This is a genomic window from Bacillus thuringiensis (assembly GCF_022095615.2).
GTDB classification, from domain to species: Bacteria; Bacillota; Bacilli; order Bacillales; family Bacillaceae_G; genus Bacillus_A; species Bacillus_A cereus_AG.
This window is the reverse complement of sequence record NZ_CP155559.1, coordinates 578,409-593,450: the sequence shown is the minus strand read 5'-3', so window position 1 is coordinate 593,450 and position 15,042 is coordinate 578,409. Positions and strand designations below refer to the sequence as shown.

The window sequence follows — 15,042 nt, the reverse complement described above, 5'->3', positions numbered from 1 at the left end:
ATTACATAATTAAAAACAAAACATTGTAGCATATATCTTTTCATTCTTTTACAAATTAAAAGAGACTGCTAACTAAACACATACACAATCTTATAAAAGATTCACTTTATTTGAAATCAACCAAGGAGGTTACAACTATGGAAATTCGCTTATTAACGACAGAGGACGCAGAAATATATTTAAAAGTTTGTATGGAAGGTTTAACGAAGAACCCGGAAGCTTTTAGCTCTTCTTATGAAGATGTTCTTAAACATGAGGATCCTGTAGCTGCTATGGCAAAACGATTAAGCAATCCGGATAAGTATACTCTAGGTGTCTTCAAAGATAACGATTTAATTGGTATTGCTACTTTAGAAACAAAACCATTTATTAAACAAGAACATAAAGCAAAAATCGGTTCCGTCTTTGTTTCCCCAAGAGCGCGTGGCCTTGGAGCAGGACGAACTTTAATTAAAGCAATTATTGAAAATGCCGATAAATTACATGTAGAACAGCTTATGCTCGATGTTGTAGTTGGTAACGATGCCGCAAAAAAATTATATGAATCATTAGGTTTCCAAACTTACGGCGTACAAGAACGTTCATTAAAACATAACGGTCAATATTGGGACGAGGAACATATGGTTCTGTTCTTAAATGATTAATACTTCAATATAAAGTGAAACTTTACTCAGTGGGGGATTTTTCCATCGCCAATGAGTATTAGTTGAACCAATCGGGCTTTTACGGGCAGTTATCCAAAAGCATCTTCTTATTAAGGAAGGTGCTTTTTCATTACAACAATGTAATCTTCATGTCACCTTTATCGATCGTACCAAACCTTTCCATTCATTATACTAAAAGTATAAAATGAAACTTTAATTGGTGTGGCATCACTTATGAAATGAACGTATAGCATTCAATTGATAGGTAGAGGAGAATGTGACATGAAACAAAACAAACGAGCTATGCTTTTAATATTTACTACAGCAATTGTAACTTCTGGGTTAGCGATTTTACCTTGGTTTATTATATAGAACTATTCCACTAATAATGAAAAAAGCTTATTGCTTCTTAAGAAGCAATAAGCTTTTTTATATTATAAAATCCCCAAAATTTTATTTACACAACTTATAATAATAACCATAGATACGGCAATGCACATGACAACCGTATTACGATCTTGCTTTTCTTTTTTTGAAATTTCTTCTTTTGGATTCATGTGTATGATCTCCTTTTTAAAAAAAGTGTGAGATAGGAAATTTTTCTTATCCGATGCGAGGTGAATACGAAAACCCTCTCTATCTCACATACACAATAGAATGGAATTGTCATTTTATAAATAAAATGACATGACGTTATGTCGCAACATAGGGTATTTTGTGTCGCTACGTTTTCTATTATAAAAAATAGTTGTGCAAAACTAGTGCATTTTTTATGTCAATTACTCTGAGCGAAAAATAACTCTTCCACTCAATCACATAAAAAGAGTTTTTTATTATTTTCATGTAAACTATACAAGTAGAATGAACAGTTTGGGGTGCACAAGATTATGGTGAAAATTTTATTAGTAGACGATGAAGAACGCATGTTAAGATTATTAGATCTGTTCTTAAGTCCTCGTGGCTATTTTTGTATGAAAGCTACCTCTGGCCTTGAAGCACTAAAATTAATAGAACAAAAAGACTTCGATATTATTTTGTTAGATGTTATGATGCCGAATATGGATGGATGGGATACTTGCTATCAAATCCGTCAAATTTCCAACGTTCCAATCATTATGCTAACAGCTCGTAATCAAAATTACGATATGGTGAAAGGTCTTACTATGGGCGCAGATGACTATATTACAAAACCATTTGATGAGCATGTATTAGTCGCACGAATCGAGGCTATATTACGTCGTACAAAGAAAGATGGATTTGTTAGCTTCAATGGTATCGAGTGGGATAAAACGAAACATACTGTCACAGTTTATGATGAAAAAATCTCACTGACACCTATCGAATTTTCGTTACTTGGACTATTCTTACAAAATACAAACCGCGCTTATAGCCGAGATGATTTAATCGAAAAAATTTGGGGTTATGAAACAGACATTGAATATAGAACAATCGATTCACATATTCGCAATATCCGTGATAAATTACGTAAAAAAGGATTTCCAGTTGAAGATTACTTAGAAACTGTCTATAAAGTCGGATATAAATGGAAAAGTGAATAATTACTTCGGTCAGTGGACAATAGTATACCACTGACCCTTTATATGAAATAAGGTATGGTGAGAAAATGAGTAAACTTTCACTTAAAATTGGGACATACTTTTTAATATTAGCTTTATGTATTGAAACAATTGCTTTCGTATCCTTTTATAAAAGTATTTCAAAAATGCGCATTAAGGAAGAAACACTTGCTCTTTTAGAAAAAGGTAATCGCTATAGTAACGAAATTACAAAACGCGCAAGGTGGGCTGAATATTCTAAACAAAAGAAACACACCGAACGCGCTGAATACAATAAAAGTCCTAAACGCCCTGTGTACCCTGAATTCGATATCGCGGATGCAGCTGAAAACTTAGTTAAATCAGAATTAATTGCCAACTCTGATATAGCTATCATTATAACGGACGATAACGGCAAAATTATTTCTACCTCAGAACCCGTAACGAAAGAAATGCAAAAACAACTTACTTGTAAAACAGAGACTATTCCAAAAGGTGGATTGATTGTCGAAAAAAACTGGAAAAAGTCAAAATTCATCTCAACAGTAAGCCCTCTGGAAGCACAAGGATTTCAAGGTAAGTTATATATGTTATTAAAAACATCTTTCTTAGAAAATATGTTAATTAAACTCATGAACCAATTTCTTATCATTAGTGTTTTGACAGTTATTTTAACGACTATTTCTGTCTTTGTTTTTTCTCGTGTTATTACAGAACCACTTATAAAAATGAAGAAGGCAACAGAAAAAATGTCAAAATTAAACAAGCCAATTCAATTAGGTATTAAACGAAATGATGAACTTGGAAGTTTAGCAAAAACGATTGAAGATTTATCGAGTGAACTTACCTATATGAAAAAAGAGCGAAGTGAATTTCTTGCTAGTGTTGCCCATGAACTATTAACTCCATTGACCTATATGAAAGGTTATGCGAAGGTAGCAAAGAGGGACTCTTTAACGAAAGAAGAGCGTGAAGAATACTTACAGATCATTGAGGATGAAACAGATAGTGTAACCGATCTCGTCCAAGATTTATTTATGCTAGTGCAATTAGAACAACATCAGTTTATTATAAAAAAACAAAAAGTGATCCTTAAACCATTTTTAGAACGAATGGTTGAAAAAACAAAAACAACATTAACTAACAAACAAATGAAACTCCATGTATATTGCAAAGATAATTTAGAAGTTTGCATAGACGAAAGACGTATGGAACAAGTTATGTTAAATTTATTACACAATGCTTATCAACATTCGCCAGAAAACACATCTATTACGATACGTGTACTCACGGAAACAGATTCTTTTACAATAAGTGTAGACGATGAAGGAGAAGGTATTCCTGAAGAAGATATCTCACATATTTTTGATCGTTTTTATCGTGTTGATAAATCCAGAACGAGAGCTACTGGAGGAAAAGGTATCGGGCTAGCTGTTGCAAAAGAAATTGTGGAATTACATAACGGTTCCATTCTAGTAACAAGCCAAATAGGAGTAGGAACAAACTTTATAATCGAGCTACCTTTTGAATAAGATGCGTGTGAAAACACCAGTAGTAGTAAACACTACTGGTGTTATTTTGTTCATAAAATCAGCTCATATAAGCTAACCTTTTGAAATTATTCTTATTTCAATATAAAATAAAGGTACATTTGCAAAGATTTGGAGGGTGATATAATTGGATATCCATGTATTAACAAAAGACGAAGCGGAAATTTACTTAGAACTTCGTGTAGAAGGATTAAAGCAAAACCCTGAAGCTTTCAGCTCTTCTTATGAAGATATTATTAATAAAGAGTGTGCGATTGAATATAAAGCACAAAAATTAGCACAAGATGAAAACTATACACTAGGTGCATTTAAAGATGGACAATTAATCGGGGTTGCAACACTGGAAACGAAACCATATGTAAAACAGGAACATAAAGCTAAAATCGGTTCTGTATATGTGTCTCCAAAAGCACGTGGACTTGGAGCAGGAAAAGCACTTATTAAAGAATGTCTTGAACTTGCTAAATCTTTAGAAGTAGAACAAGTTATGCTTGATGTTGTTGTTGGCAACGATGGAGCAAAAAAACTTTATGAATCATTAGGCTTTAAAACATTCGGTGTACAAGAACGTTCATTAAAATATAACGGACAATATTGGGACGAAGAGCATATGGTCTTATTCTTAGATGAAAATAAATAATAAAAAACATCCTCTCGTGTATGAGGATGTTTTTTTACTTTCTTCTAAACCACGCTATATTTAATAGTTGAATCGCTTTCGCAAGTTCTTCTTCTGATAAAATCGCAAACCCAAGTAAAACTACATTTTCAGGCGCAGTACCGTCTTTATAGTACGTAGAAGCAGGATATAGTTTAATACTATATTTCGCAGCTTCTTTAATTAGTTCTTCTTCTCGCATTCCATTATGCACTTTTAATAAAATGTGTAATCCCGAATCTTCGCCTATCACTTCAACACGATTAGAGAAATACTTCTCTATTTCAAAAACAAGTCGATCCCTCTTTTTCCGATAGACGACACGCATTTTATGAATATGTTTTTCCCAATAGCCTTCATTTAAAAACTTTCTAATCACTTCTTGGTCCATTCTTGAAACACTTTGTGTATAAAACAAATATTCCTTTTGATACTTTTTAATTAAATTCTTCGGTAATACTATATAGCTCATCCGTAATGAGGGCAACAAAGCTTTTGATAGCGTCCCCATATAAATAACTTTCCCATCTGTATCTAACCCTTGTAGTGCTGGAATTGGCTTTCCTGAATAACGAAATTCACTATCGTAATCATCTTCAATAATATACCTGTCTTCTTCTTTCTTCGCCCATTGTAAAAGCTGTGTCCTTCTCGTAATAGGCATAATCATTCCATATGGAAATTGATGAGAAGGAGTTACAAATACAACATTTGCATCACTATTTTCTAACTCCTCCATACAAATTCCATCCTTATCTAAAGACAACATTTGAACCTTTTTTTCACCCTGTTCAAAAACGACCATTTTCCTATGATAACCTGGGTTTTCAACTGCATAATTGCTTCCCTTTAACAATTGAAACAGTAGCTTTACTAATATTTGTGTTCCCGCCCCTAATACAATTTGGCTAGCTGAACAACGTACACCTCTAGATTCATACAAATAATTCGCAATTTCCTCCCTTAAGCTCAATTCCCCTTGAGGGTGTCCAAGAAAAAGCAACTCATTATTATGTGGCTGCCATACATCATTTATAAGCTTGCGGTACATAGTGAACGGAAAAGTATTCGTATCAACTCCTGTTTGGGTGAAATCAAATTTATAGTTCTCCTCCCGAAACGGTACTTCTTCTACTTTCTCTTCGCTTCCTTCTACATAAATCATTTGTTCAACTTTACATACAAAATAACCTTTTCTCGATGCCGACTCAATATAACCTTCTGCAAGCAATTGCTCGTAAGCCGCTTCTACTGTATTTTTACTCACTTGTAAATAGCTTGCCAGCTTTCTCTTTGCAGGTAATTTTGTAAAGGCCGGAATCGTTCCATCTTTAATCTCTTGTTTTATATACTCATACAATTGCACGTACAATGCTATTTTACTTTTCGTATTTAAATTAGGCGTTAATTCTAACATAATATCTGACCCCTTAATAAAACTAAAATCTGATACTTTTTACAGTACCAGAAGTTATATATAATTCCTTTTATCATGTCACACATAAAAAATCAAATACTCGAGAGGAGATGCATGATCATGAACAATAGTAGACGGATTGGACTCATTATGATTATTACAGGAGCTACCTTATGGGGATTATCTGGCCCGATGATTCAGTGGCTATTTCAACATACTAACGTATCATCAATTGATTTTTTAACAATTCGCTTGTTGCTTGCGGGAATATTTATTTTATCTTTCTTACTTATAAAGAAACAAAACATATTTCAAATTTGGAAACATCCTAGATATTCTATACAACTTATTATTTTCTCTATTCTCGGCATGCTTGGTGCACAATACGCCTTTATCGAAACGGTTCATATTAGTAACGCGGTCACAGCGACATTATTTCAATTTCTAGGTCCTGTTCTTATTACCATTTATGTCGCATTTGAACAACGCAAATTCCCTGCTTCTCTGCAACTACTCGCAATTATAACTGCGCTAACGGGGACGTACTTTATTATTACAAACGGTTCAATTGAAAATATTGTTTTATCGAAAGAAGCCATTATTTTTGGCCTATTAACAGCACTTGGCTTTGCCTTTTATACCCTTCATCCAGCTTCTCTTATTAAAGAATGCGGAACAACTGTAGTAATTGGCTGGGGGATGTTAATTGGAGGCATCGGCCTGCTTATTTGTAATCGTTCGTTTGGATGGAATCAGCTTTCACATACTTTTACACCAAAAACTTTTTCTATGCTTATTCTTATCATCATAAGTGGCACTCTTTCTTTCCTTCTTTATATCGGTAGTCTGAAATATTTAGCAGCAACAGAGACAAGTATTTTATCTAGCATTGAACCACTTGTAGCTGCCATTGTTTCAATCGCTTGGCTAAATGAATCTTTTGGAGCCTATCAATTATTAGGTGGCGTCTGTATCGTTCTTTCTGTTATTTTCTTAACAATGCCCCAAAAAGAGAGAGAACCAACCTTTTCAACTGAACGAATATAAAAAATGTCAAAAGAGGTCGTACAAAAATTACGACCTCTTTTGACGTTTTAAAGGAATTGTCCCGCTTTCTAGCAAATACAATTACACTAACAATAAAAATTAGGAGTGTGGCACCATGAAAAAAATCGGAACTATGCTACTTTTCTCCTTCCTCATCACTGGATGCACACAAACACAACCAGATTCCAAAGTACCTAAAAAAGAAGCCATCTCAACGTCATCCAATCAAGTTAACGTACCTTCCTTCTTTCATCTTAGCGTTTTAAAAGATGTAAATTGGGAAGAACCTCCATCATTCGTAGATGGAAAAATACCTTTAAAAGGCATCGAAGGAAAAATCGCAATGGCTGATACCATTGTTGTCGCAAAGAAACTAAATGAGATTATGTGGTACTTTTTAGATCCTGAAATGCCAACTGGAAAACTATCTATTATTGCACTAAAACAAGGATCTGTAACTCCGACACCAGTACTCTATCAACAAGAAAATTCCAAACAAACTTGGACTACTTCAAATACAATAGACTCTACTACAAACGAACTCCCTCTCACTATGTCACTACCTTCATCTGGATTATGGGTATTAAATATATATGTGAATGAAAAATATTATGATCAGTTTGTAATTACTGCTGAGTAAAGTGACAAAACTAAAACATTTTCTTACAACAATGTAATTTCTACGTCATATACTTCGATAGTTGAAGTATCTCTCTTCTCTTATACTTAAAGTAAGAAATGACACGAGGAGAGATGAGAGATGAAAAAAATGATAGAAGTGATCGTAGCAGTAACTGAGGTTTTAGTAAATGGTAAACAAGTTGCAATGGAATTAAATAAATAGTGGAGAAACACAAATAAATACTTTTACACTTCTTCATTATTTTGATTTCTTATCTCAAAAAAGCAGTGCCTTTTTAGGCACTGCTTTTAGCTATTAATAACTTGGTATTTCCGTAATTTGCGCCACACCTGAATCAACGGCTGCTTTCGCTACTGCTTCTGCAACACTTGGAACAACTCTTTTATCTAACGGATTTGGGATTACATAATTCGCATTACGCTCTTCGTCCGTAATAATGTTAGCGATCCCATATGCTGCCGCTAATTTCATTTCTTCTGTAATATCAGTCGCGCGCACATCTAATGCACCGCGGAATATTCCTGGGAACGCCAATACATTGTTTACTTGATTCGCATAATCCGAGCGCCCTGTTCCTACTACAGCTGCCCCAGCCTTTAATGCATCCTCAGGGAAGATTTCTGGAATTGGATTCGCCATTGCAAACACAATTGCTTTCTCATTCATCATTTGTACAAGTTCTTTCGTTAATACGTTAGGAGCAGATACACCAATAAAAACATCAGCTTGATGAATCGCTTCTTTTAACGTTCCACGCACATATTCTCGATTCGTCTTTTTTGAAACTTCAATTTGCGCTTCGTTCATCCATGATTCACCTTCACAAACAATACCTTCTAAGCTAACTAACGTAATGCGCTGTGCGCCAGCCTTTAATAATAATTTGCCGATTGCGATTCCTGCCGAGCCCGCACCGTTAATAACAATTTTTACATTATCCATTTTTTTACTTACAACTTTTAATGCATTAATAACAGCTGCTAAGACAACAATAGCTGTTCCATGTTGATCATCATGGAATACAGGAATATTCGTTTCTGCTTTTAATCGCTTTTCAATTTCAAAACAGCGTGGTGCCGCAATGTCTTCTAAGTTAATCCCTGCAAACGTAGGCTCTAAATTTTTCACAAGGGTAACGATTTCATCCACATCAGTCGTACCTAAACATAACGGGAAAGCATCTACATTCGCAAATTTCTTAAATAAAATACTCTTCCCTTCCATAACAGGCATAGCCGCTTTCGGTCCAATATTCCCTAAACCAAGTACCGCTGTTCCATCTGAGACAACTGCCACCATATTACCACGTGCTGTATAGTCATACACTGTTTCCTCATCTGCTGCAATTGCTTTGCAAGACGCCGCTACACCTGGTGTATACGTCAGGCTTAAATCATCCGCTGAATTTACTTCTACTTTACTTGTAATTTCAATTTTCCCTACTAATTCTTTATGCAATAATAATGATCTTTCATTAATTTGACTTTCTAACATACTTATAATCTCCCCTTAATTTGACAAGCTAGCTATATAAATATAGCTAGCTTGTTTGATCATGAAAACATTTTCAATAAAATTGTTGCTGTTACAACCATTGCTGCCCCGCCTAAACGTGTTGAAATTTGCGCAAACGGCATTAACTCCATTCGGTTTGAAGCTGATAAAATAGCAACATCTCCAGTTCCACCTAAACCACTATGACATCCAGTTACAATTGCTGATTCAACTGGATACATTTTCATCATTTTCCCTACAAGAAAACCTGATGCTACCATTGTAAGAACAACCGACGCGCACACAACAACATATCCTACTGAAAGAACTGCTGCTACGTCTTTTAACGGAATATATAACAATCCTAATCCAACCATTAACGGCCAAGTTAAATTCTTTGAAATAAATTTATATAAATGGAATGCTCCTTGTTCCATTTTTGCTGGCATTAATTTAAAGTATTTCACAAGTGCTGCTGAGAAAATCATAATGATTGCCCCAGGAATACCGATGAACTTAGAAGCAAATCCTCCGAAGATGAAGAACGTACACGCAATTAATAAACCTGCTCCCATTAATGAGAAGTCAATTGGCTTCTCTGTATTTTGTTCTTTTAATAACTCGGCTTGATTGTCTGTTTTAACTAATACACCGTTACCACTAAGCTCCGGTTTCTTCTCACCTAAACGCTTCATATACCCTGCACTTACAATTGCGAACATATTTCCAATAATAGCTGCTGGAATAAGCTGTGATACAAACGTTGCTGATGATTCATTTAAAATATCACTATAAGCTAGCGACAATGGTAAAATTCCTTCCCCGATACCACCACTCACAATTGGTACGATGATAAAGAAGAATGTCTGCTTCATTTCAAATCCAAATAATGAACCGACCAATAATCCTACTGCTACAGAAGCTAATGTCCCTACTACTAAAGGAATAAACATACGAACGAAACCTTGTACTAACACTTTACGGTTCATTCCTAAAATACTTCCGACTACTAAACAAGAAATATATAAATATAAAAAGTTCGATTTTTTCATTAACATAGTCGCAGCTTCCATTGAAGCTGGATTCATCCAGTTAAAAAATACAAGTAATGATGGAATAAATAACGAAAGTATTGCTGGACCGCCGATATTTTTTAAAATTGGAATTCTCATCCCAATATCGCCTAAGAAAATCCCCATGATCATAATAACTGCAAATCCACCAATCATATCTGCTGGCAATTTATTATATACAGATGCCCCATAAATAATAGCAGCCAATACTACATATAACGGTAAAGGTATAACACCGATTTTCACATTCATAATTTTAGAAGCGAAAGATTCTCTTTGTACTTCATTTCCTCCAGAAAATGATACCGCTTCCACATTCTTTTGAATTCCCATATGGCACCCCCTTGTTTTCTTAATAACAATATTAAAACGCTTTCAATAGTAAAAATAGTTTTTGTAAGTTTTGTAATTGATTTTGTAATTAAAAAAAGTATAAGCGACTTATAATAAGTCGCTTATACGTAAAACTCTATTTTATTTTGGTCAATACATCTTAATTTACTCACTGGTCTTCCTACATGTTGATACACCATTTCGTTTTCTAATACTCCAATTTCAGTTAAAAACATTACATACTTTCGAATAGAAACCCTTGAAACACCAACTAATTGCGCCATTTCCTCTGTTGTAAATGCTCGTCCATTCAGCGACTCGATCTTCTGCCAAATTAATTGCAGCGTTTGCTTCGTTAACCCTTTCGGAAGCTCTTTAGTGACAGTAGGCTCTCTTTTTTCTTTTTGCAAAATTAACGAGTCTAATTCCGATTGACTAATTTTTTGTTGTTCTTTCATGAAAGTAAGTTTTTCTCGATATATAGTTAACGCCTTTTTAAATCGTTCAAATGTAAATGGTTTAATTAAATAATCTACTACGCCATATTGTAATGCTTTTTTAATACTCCCCATATCATGTACAGCTGAAATCATCATAATATCGATTTCTTTTTCATGGTTCCGAATATACATTAAAAGCTCAAATCCAGTCTCTTCAGGCATAAAAATATCAAGTAATACTAAATCTACTCGTAATCCCTCTAATACTTCTATCGCCGATTTTACAGAGTTAACTGCTTGAACAAATTCAAATCCTCCTACTTGCTCTAAATAATGCGTATTTAACATTGCTACCATCGGGTCATCTTCTACAATTAAAACTTTAATCATATTTGCCTCTCATCCCTACCTTTAGGTATTTCAATTGTTATCGTTGTTCCCTTTCCTACTAATGAATGCATATGAATTTCCCCATTTATTCGCTGTATACTTTCTTTTACAAGATACAAACCATAACCACGATTATCTCCCTTTGTGGAATAACCTTTCGTAAATAATGCCCCTATTTCTTCTTCTTGTATACCTTTCCCCGTATCTTGTACTGTAATGATTAATGTATCCCCATATTGTATCTCAAGTTCAACTTGCTTCTTTTCACAATTCGTCACTGCCTCTAATGCATTATCTATTAAATTTCCGACAATCGTAATTAGTTCATGAATAATACTTTCATCATCTATTTCTGGCATGTAAGAATCTTCACTTACGATTAATTTTATATTTTTCTCTCTAGCATAGCTAAGTTTCCCAAGTAAAAAACCAGCAAATACTGGACTTTTTATTCTCTCCATAACCCCACCAATTTCATATTGATGCTCTGATACCATACCGCTTATATACTTCTGTAATTCTTCATACTGCTTCATGTGTGTAAGCCCTAATACGACATGCATTTTATTCATAAATTCATGCGATTGTGCCCGTAATGCTTCCGCATATAGTCTAATACCAGTTAATTCTTCTGCTAATTTTCTAATCTCTGTTTTATCACGAAATGTTGCAATCGCACCAACTATTTCTCCTTTTACATATAAAGGAACACGATTCGTCACAATCGTAATTCCATAAATATTTTGTTCTTCGTTTAATTGTACCTCTCCCATTTGTAATACTTCTTTTATACGTGAATTAGGCATATACAACTCAACATCTTTACCAATAAACTCTTCTTCAAGACCACTTTTCTTAAACAATCGTTTTGCCTCATTATTTATTAAAGTTACATTGGCCTCTTTATCTACAGCAATAATACCTTCCTTTACAGATTGTAGCATCGTATTTCTTTCTTCAAGAATTTTTGCTATCCTGTGAGGTTCAAGACCAAATAAACTTTTCTTTATATGTCTAGCTAGTAATATTGCTCCTATAATTCCGACTAGTACTCCAACTCCCACACCAATATAAATGATATGTCTACTTTCCTTAACTCTCTCTTTTACATTATCTGCTGAAATACCAACGGCCACCGCTCCAAGTTGTTCACCTGTTTCAGAAAATACAGGTACAAACACCCGCATTGAAATACCTAAAGTTCCTTCTGCCAGCGATACATGTTCCTTTCCTTTCAATGCAGGCCCTTCATCTCCCCCAATAAAATGATGACCTATTTTTTGAGGATTTGGATGTGATTTTCTTATTCCATTCATGTCCATAACTACAATAAATTGAACACCTGTGTTTTTTAATATTCTATTTGTATACGTTTGGATTTCAGAAGTATCTGCTTTCCCAATCAAACCATCGATTACAATTGAATCATTCGCCACAATGTGTGCAATTGTTTTTGCTTTCTCTGCTTGGCTATCCTCCGTCGTCCGTTCTACATTATGACTAATTAATATATCTGTCACAAGTAAAGAGAAAATTACAACTGTACAAACTAACAATGTAATCGTTTTCCATAAATTCCATAGTCTTTTTCTTTTTTTCATCCCGTTAATGACTCCCCTAATTGCTGAATAGAAAAATAAGTAAGGTGATATTATTTTCACCTTACTTATCTGCTGTTATTATACTTTAAATTTACTAGTCATCGCTTGTAGTTCTTCGGCCATCTCAGCTAAGTTTTGCGAAGCTGAACTAATTTCTTCCATTGAATTCACTTGTTCTTCTGTTGAAGCAGCAACACTTTGCATACTAGCTGTATTTTCTTCTGCAGCCGCTGCAATTTCATCAATAGCATTTGTCACTTCATTTGCATCTCCAGCAATTCTCTTTGTTGTTTCTACCATTTGATTGACTTGAGAAACAATATGCGTAGTAGAACTTAAAATTTCCGTAAAACTTACTTTCGTTTTTGTTACAACATCAAGGCCTTGTTGAACTTCCCCATTCACATTATCCATCGCCTTAACAGTATGTTCAATATCAGCCTTAATTTCTCCAATTAAATTTGCAATCTCTCCAGATGATTCTCCTGATTGCTCCGCTAATTTTCTAACCTCATCTGCTACAATAGCAAACCCTCGACCCTGTTCACCTGCTCTTGCTGCTTCAATAGCAGCATTTAAAGCTAATAAGTTCGTTTGAGTAGCGATGTTTTGAATTGCTTCAGAAATAGCTCCTACCTGCTTTGATTTCTCATCCAGAAGTTTAATAATAGCATCTGACTCGGATACCGATTTAGAAATAGACTGCATTTGTTTTGCTGTTTGTTCAACCAATTCTTCCCCTTCTTCAGCTCTTTCTCGCGCATGTAATGAGGAGATAGAAATTGATTCCGCGCTTCCCGTTACATCTTGAATTGCTGTATTTACTTGTTGTAATGTAGCCGCACCTTCTTCAACACCTTGACTTTGTGATTCAGCCCCACCTGATACTTGTTCCATTGCAATTGTAATTTGATCTGTCGCATCATTTGCTTGCTGTACGCTCGCTGTTAACTCTTCAGCCGATGCAGCGACATGTTCTGCTGAAAAACTAATTTGAGTAATCACATCTTGTAAAGAAGCAGACATTTCATTAAATGAATTTCCTAATTTCCCTATGTCATCCTTTGAATGGATTGTAATTTTCTCTGTCAAATCTCCCTTACTAATTTTATGTGCCGAGTCAGCTATTTTTCTTAATGGTCTTGTAATAGACTTTGTAATGAAATAAATTAATACACTACCAAATGCAATAGCGATAGCAATGACAATCAAAGTCTTATAGAACACTGGATTCGCAGCTTGAGTAATCTCTTCGTCGAACATAACTCCAACTACTTTCCATCCTGTCTTCTCATTTGTGGCAAAGATTAAATTCTTTTTATCATCTTGTTCTGTATAAGACACATTTCCTTGTTTTTCTTCATAAATTGGTTTAATCCAAGGGTCAGTAACTTTTGCACCTGGTTTTCTAGATGGATGACTAACAATTTGCTTATTTTGATCTAAAATAACTGCATAACCTTTTTCACCAATGTTAATCATTTTGGAAATTTTTAAGATGTTATCTAAATTTAAGTTAATTCCTATAACACCTTTACCATCTTTTACTTCTTTCGCAATTGTCACTACCATATTTTTGGTAGATGCTGATTGATATGGTGCAGTAACAATTACTTTCCCTTTATTTTCATTTGCTTCTTTATACCAAGATCTATCTGTTGGATTATACCCATCAGCCATTTTGATATATGGTTCTCTTATAAACTTTCCTGTCTGTATTCCAATATAAATACCTTCTACTTCTGGATGAAGTTTTATATATTGCGCTAACTTCGTTCTTACTATTTCTTCTTGTCCGTTTGGATATGTATCCTCTGTTAAGATGTCTGCAAAGTACGCCGCATCAACAAATTTCTCTTCTATATTTTGAGAAATAACAGTATTTAAAACTGAAATATTCTCCTTTGCTTTACCTGTAATTTGTTGTTCAAAATTTGTTTTGGCAGTTTGATATGAAACACCACCAATAATAAGTCCTGGTATAGTTAAAATAAGAAAAAATGAAATGATTAATTTTTTCTTGATGCTCATACATTTAACCCAGTTAAATATTTTTTGCATAATAAGCCTCCTTTATGTAATGTGGATACTTGTGTCATTTTATACAATTAACATATATAAAACAATATATAATGATAACATGTAATTTTTTCGTCAATTATGCATTTTTACATATTCACTACTTCTAAACATTTA

General features: G+C 34.2%; 13 protein-coding genes. 6 read left to right on the top strand and 7 right to left on the bottom strand.

Features of this window, described 5'->3' with window-relative positions; genetic code table 11:
- Positions 1–137 precede the first annotated feature (137 nt).
- Positions 138–644 carry a GNAT family N-acetyltransferase gene (locus KZZ19_RS03035; protein ID WP_088095093.1) on the top strand — a complete coding sequence of 169 codons (507 nt, stop codon included), beginning with the start codon at positions 138–140 and terminating at the stop codon, positions 642–644.
- Between the two features lie 434 nt (positions 645–1,078).
- Here KZZ19_RS03035 and KZZ19_RS03030 read toward each other — a convergent pair whose 3' ends face one another.
- The gene (locus KZZ19_RS03030) at positions 1,079–1,201 is read right to left on the bottom strand and encodes a hypothetical protein (RefSeq protein ID WP_001068388.1); all 123 of its coding nucleotides are present in this window, start codon (positions 1,199–1,201) and stop codon (positions 1,079–1,081) included.
- A 330-nt stretch (positions 1,202–1,531) separates the two neighbouring features.
- On the opposite strand from KZZ19_RS03030, the gene KZZ19_RS03025 reads away from it, so the two are divergent.
- The 3 genes from KZZ19_RS03025 (at position 1,532) to KZZ19_RS03015 (ending at position 4,390) form a co-directional block, all read left to right on the top strand.
- On the top strand, positions 1,532–2,203 hold the full coding sequence (locus KZZ19_RS03025) for a response regulator transcription factor (protein WP_098364181.1): 672 nt from the start codon (positions 1,532–1,534) through the stop codon (positions 2,201–2,203).
- 65 nt (positions 2,204–2,268) lie between these two features.
- The gene (locus KZZ19_RS03020) at positions 2,269–3,732 is read left to right on the top strand and encodes a HAMP domain-containing sensor histidine kinase (RefSeq protein ID WP_237981582.1); all 1,464 of its coding nucleotides are present in this window, start codon (positions 2,269–2,271) and stop codon (positions 3,730–3,732) included.
- Positions 3,733–3,877: 145 nt separating this feature from the next.
- Positions 3,878–4,390, top strand: coding sequence for a GNAT family N-acetyltransferase (locus KZZ19_RS03015; protein ID WP_000351216.1), 513 nt, complete (start codon positions 3,878–3,880; stop codon positions 4,388–4,390).
- A 34-nt stretch (positions 4,391–4,424) separates the two neighbouring features.
- On the opposite strand, the gene KZZ19_RS03010 is transcribed toward KZZ19_RS03015, so the two are convergent.
- Positions 4,425–5,825, bottom strand: coding sequence for a PLP-dependent aminotransferase family protein (locus KZZ19_RS03010; RefSeq protein WP_237981581.1), 1,401 nt, complete (start codon positions 5,823–5,825; stop codon positions 4,425–4,427).
- Between the two features lie 120 nt (positions 5,826–5,945).
- On the opposite strand from KZZ19_RS03010, the gene KZZ19_RS03005 reads away from it, so the two are divergent.
- The gene (locus KZZ19_RS03005; RefSeq protein ID WP_237981580.1) at positions 5,946–6,872 is read left to right on the top strand and encodes a DMT family transporter; all 927 of its coding nucleotides are present in this window, start codon (positions 5,946–5,948) and stop codon (positions 6,870–6,872) included.
- 115 nt (positions 6,873–6,987) lie between these two features.
- Positions 6,988–7,512, top strand: a complete 525-nt coding sequence (locus tag KZZ19_RS03000; protein WP_088095088.1) for a DUF4871 domain-containing protein — start codon at positions 6,988–6,990, stop codon at positions 7,510–7,512.
- A gap of 297 nt (positions 7,513–7,809) precedes the next feature.
- Here KZZ19_RS03000 and KZZ19_RS02995 read toward each other — a convergent pair whose 3' ends face one another.
- From KZZ19_RS02995 to KZZ19_RS02975, 5 genes are all read right to left on the bottom strand, one after another.
- Positions 7,810–9,009 carry an NAD(P)-dependent malic enzyme gene (locus tag KZZ19_RS02995; RefSeq protein WP_237981579.1) on the bottom strand — a complete coding sequence of 400 codons (1,200 nt, stop codon included), beginning with the start codon at positions 9,007–9,009 and terminating at the stop codon, positions 7,810–7,812.
- A 59-nt stretch (positions 9,010–9,068) separates the two neighbouring features.
- Positions 9,069–10,415 (bottom strand): 2-hydroxycarboxylate transporter family protein, encoded by a 1,347-nt coding sequence (locus KZZ19_RS02990; RefSeq protein ID WP_088095086.1) that lies wholly within the window; start codon positions 10,413–10,415, stop codon positions 9,069–9,071.
- Between the two features lie 122 nt (positions 10,416–10,537).
- Positions 10,538–11,245, bottom strand: coding sequence for a response regulator (locus tag KZZ19_RS02985; protein ID WP_237981578.1), 708 nt, complete (start codon positions 11,243–11,245; stop codon positions 10,538–10,540).
- On the bottom strand, positions 11,242–12,846 hold the full coding sequence (locus KZZ19_RS02980) for a sensor histidine kinase (RefSeq protein ID WP_237981577.1): 1,605 nt from the start codon (positions 12,844–12,846) through the stop codon (positions 11,242–11,244). Before KZZ19_RS02980 ends, KZZ19_RS02985 begins: the two co-directional genes overlap by 4 nt.
- A 78-nt stretch (positions 12,847–12,924) precedes the next feature.
- A complete protein-coding gene (locus KZZ19_RS02975) occupies positions 12,925–14,766 on the bottom strand; it encodes a methyl-accepting chemotaxis protein (RefSeq protein ID WP_432442724.1) in 1,842 nt (613 codons plus the stop codon).
- Between the last annotated feature and the right edge of the window lie 276 nt (positions 14,767–15,042).

Excerpts from the sequence above, each read along its gene's own strand:
- KZZ19_RS03035 (WP_088095093.1), top strand. The coding sequence starts at position 138 with ATGGAAATTCGCTTATTAACGACAGAGGACGCAGAAATATATTTAAAA.
- KZZ19_RS03030 (WP_001068388.1), bottom strand. The coding sequence starts at position 1,201 with ATGAATCCAAAAGAAGAAATTTCAAAAAAAGAAAAGCAAGATCGTAAT.
- KZZ19_RS03025 (WP_098364181.1), top strand. The coding sequence starts at position 1,532 with ATGGTGAAAATTTTATTAGTAGACGATGAAGAACGCATGTTAAGATTA.
- KZZ19_RS03020 (WP_237981582.1), top strand. The coding sequence starts at position 2,269 with ATGAGTAAACTTTCACTTAAAATTGGGACATACTTTTTAATATTAGCT.
- KZZ19_RS03010 (WP_237981581.1), bottom strand. The coding sequence starts at position 5,825 with ATGTTAGAATTAACGCCTAATTTAAATACGAAAAGTAAAATAGCATTG.
- KZZ19_RS03005 (WP_237981580.1), top strand. The coding sequence starts at position 5,946 with ATGAACAATAGTAGACGGATTGGACTCATTATGATTATTACAGGAGCT.
- KZZ19_RS03000 (WP_088095088.1), top strand. The coding sequence starts at position 6,988 with ATGAAAAAAATCGGAACTATGCTACTTTTCTCCTTCCTCATCACTGGA.
- KZZ19_RS02995 (WP_237981579.1), bottom strand. The coding sequence starts at position 9,009 with ATGTTAGAAAGTCAAATTAATGAAAGATCATTATTATTGCATAAAGAA.
- KZZ19_RS02990 (WP_088095086.1), bottom strand. The coding sequence starts at position 10,415 with ATGGGAATTCAAAAGAATGTGGAAGCGGTATCATTTTCTGGAGGAAAT.
- KZZ19_RS02985 (WP_237981578.1), bottom strand. The coding sequence starts at position 11,245 with ATGATTAAAGTTTTAATTGTAGAAGATGACCCGATGGTAGCAATGTTA.
- KZZ19_RS02980 (WP_237981577.1), bottom strand. The coding sequence starts at position 12,846 with ATGAAAAAAAGAAAAAGACTATGGAATTTATGGAAAACGATTACATTG.